The sequence below is a fragment of the Micromonospora sp. NPDC005710 genome, assembly GCF_040630995.1.
Taxonomy (GTDB): Bacteria; Actinomycetota; Actinomycetes; order Mycobacteriales; family Micromonosporaceae; genus Micromonospora.
This window is the reverse complement of sequence record NZ_JBEXYP010000066.1, coordinates 1-2,673: the sequence shown is the minus strand read 5'-3', so window position 1 is coordinate 2,673 and position 2,673 is coordinate 1. Positions and strand designations below refer to the sequence as shown.

Genomic DNA, 2,673 nt, shown 5'->3' with positions numbered 1-2,673 from the left:
CGCGATCAGCGGCTCGCCCACCGGGTCGACCCGGTGGGCGTGCCGCTGATCGCGCCGCTGGCCCGTACCGCGCCGTTCACCGCGCTGCTGGACGCGTTGCGGCCCGCGCCGGAGCCCCGACTGCTCGACGGCGATCTGGTGACCACAGTCGACCAGGGCGGGGAGCGGGTCCGCCACCTGCGCGGAGTCGTCGACGTGTTGCGCCAGGCGGTCGAGCGGGAGGCGCTGCCGAGCGAGTTGGCGGTGCCGTGGGCGTCCGCCGCGTACCGCGCCGAGCTGGCGGGTTAGACGAACAACCGACTGCCCCATCGCAACGATCGGAGAGAGCCGATGCGCAGAATCCTCGGTGGCGTCACAGTGGTCGCCCTCTTCCTCGGCGCCGCGCCGGCCGCCGCCGCACGCCCCGACGACGGGCCGTCCTGGACGGCCCGTCACCTCGGCCGGCAGGCACTGCCCGAGCGGGACGGGTGGGCGGCCGACGGCCCCGGCACCACCGGCGGCTCGACGGCCGCCGCCGAGCGGACCCGGGTGGTCCACGACCGGGCCGAACTGGTCGCCGCGCTGGGCGGTGACAACGCCGGCAACGCCACCGACGCCACCCCGAAGCTCATCTACGTCGACGGCGCCGTCGACGGCTTCGAAGGTCCCGACGGCACGCCGCTGAGCTGCGCCGACCTGGCCGACCCGGGCTACCGGTTGGACGCCTACCTGGCCGCGTACGACCCGGCGGTGTGGGGGCGGGTGCCGCCGAGCGGGCCGCTGGAGGAGGCCCGGGTGCGCTCGGTGGCCAACCAGACCCGGCAGACCCAGATCAACGTCGGGCCGAACACCACGATCATCGGGCTGCGCGGCGCCCGACTGACCGGGCTCACCCTCATGATCGACCGGGCGTCCAACGTCATCGTCCGCAATCTGACCCTCGTCGACGCCCGGGACTGCTTCCCCGCCTGGTCACCCACCGACGGCGAGGCCGGCAACTGGAACAGCCAGTACGACCAGATCTCGGTACGCCGCAGCGAGAACGTCTGGGTCGACCACAACACGTTCACCGACGGCGACAACCCCGACGGCGCCCAGCCGGTGTACTTCGGACGGCCGTACCAGGTGCACGACGGGTCGCTGGACGTCACGCACACCGCCAGCCTGGTCACCGCCTCGTGGAACCGCTTCACCGGTCGGGACAAGCTGCTGTTGATCGGCTCGTCCAACACCGTCGGCCCGGACGTGGGCCGGCTGCGGGTCACACTGCACCACAACTTCTTCGACGGCGTCCTGCAACGGCTGCCCCGGGTGCGTTTCGGTCAGGTCGACGTCTACAACAACCACTACCGACTCGGTGGAGACGACTTCCAGTACGCGCTCGGTGTCGGCGTCCAGTCGGCGATCTACGCGCAGAACAACTTCTTCACTCTGGACACGAGTGTCGACCCGGCGGATCTGCTCTACGACTGGGGCGGCACCGCGGTGACCGAGCGAGGCTCCTGGGTCCGCCAGGGCGGCGGCGCGGCCCGACCTGTCGGCCTGCTGGCGGCGTACAACGCTGCCCATGACCCCGACCTGGCCGGGGACGCGGGCTGGACGCCCACCCTGCGCCGCGACCCCGTCCTGCCGGCACCGCTGGTGCCGCTCGTGGTGGGCCCGCTCGCCGGCGCCGACCGGCTGCCGATCTGACGGCTCGGCGCGCCCGCAACTCGCGGTCGGGTCGGCGACGTACGGGCTCATCGATGTGGAGAAGATCGGCTATAAGTGACGCATGGACTTCCCGCCGCACCTGGGCAGCATGCCGATGCACGCGATCACCGAGATCCACGGCGAACCGGGCCTGCTGGAACGTTTCCGGTTGGAGGTCCAGCAGTTCGACGACGCCGCTCGGGCCCGCTTGAGAGCCGCGCTCGACCTCGCCGCCGAGCTGCACCGCGACGATCGGCGTGTCCGCGAGCCGTACCTGAACCACCTGCTGCGGGTGGCGATCCGGTTGATGCACCACTACCAGGTGCGGGACGTGGACGTGATCGTCGCCGGCCTGCTGCACGACGCCGTGGAGGACCACCCGGCCGAGCTGGCCGGCGGTGACCCGGGCACCGACCCGACCGGGGCCGCGCTGGCCGCGCTCGCCGCGCGGTTCGGGCCACGGGTGGCCACCCTTGTCGCAGCGGTCACCAATCCGGTGTACGACCCCGAACGCGACCGCAACACCCAGTACCGGGAGCACCTGTCAGTCAGCCTCGACCGGGAGCCGTGGGCCCGGGTGATCAAGGTTTCGGACTTCACCGACAACGGTGTGGGCGTGATCCACACGGTCGGGCCGAAGGTGATCTCGTCGGCCCGGAAGTACCGCCCGCTGGTGCCGCTCTTCCGGGACCTGATCGGCCGACCGGACACCCCGTTGTCGCCGGCGGTGAAACGGCACATCTTCAGTCAACTGGATCTTGCCGAGGAACGGTTCAGCGCCATCCTCGACCAGCCCGCCTCGAGCTGACGGGTCGCCGCTCTGCCCTCGCCTCGCGCCCGTAGGCCCGTAGGCCCGTAGGTCAGCCCACGCCCTACCCCACCCGTCGCATGCACCCCCTTTGCTCTGCACCCGCGGCAACGCCTGCTCCCGCTGACCGTGCGCGAGCAGCGCCGCAGCGTACTGGGCCATCGTCTGGCGACGGGAGAAGAGCAGCGACGGCG

General features: G+C 71.7%; 2 protein-coding genes and 1 pseudogene. All 3 read left to right on the top strand.

All coding sequences use genetic code 11. The features are described 5' to 3' along the window. Positions 1–288 (top strand): annotated as a pseudogene (locus tag ABZ406_RS30900) (gfo/Idh/MocA family oxidoreductase); the annotation flags it as partial. Positions 289–330: 42 nt separating this feature from the next. Next, positions 331–1,671, top strand: coding sequence for a polysaccharide lyase family 1 protein (locus ABZ406_RS30895; protein WP_357769107.1), 1,341 nt, complete (start codon positions 331–333; stop codon positions 1,669–1,671). A gap of 82 nt (positions 1,672–1,753) precedes the next feature. Continuing rightward, complete coding sequence (locus tag ABZ406_RS30890) at positions 1,754–2,479, top strand: HD domain-containing protein (protein ID WP_357769105.1); 726 nt, start codon at positions 1,754–1,756, stop codon at positions 2,477–2,479. The last annotated feature ends 194 nt before the right edge of the window (positions 2,480–2,673 follow it).

Excerpts from the sequence above, each read along its gene's own strand:
- ABZ406_RS30895 (WP_357769107.1), top strand. The coding sequence starts at position 331 with ATGCGCAGAATCCTCGGTGGCGTCACAGTGGTCGCCCTCTTCCTCGGC.
- ABZ406_RS30890 (WP_357769105.1), top strand. The coding sequence starts at position 1,754 with ATGGACTTCCCGCCGCACCTGGGCAGCATGCCGATGCACGCGATCACC.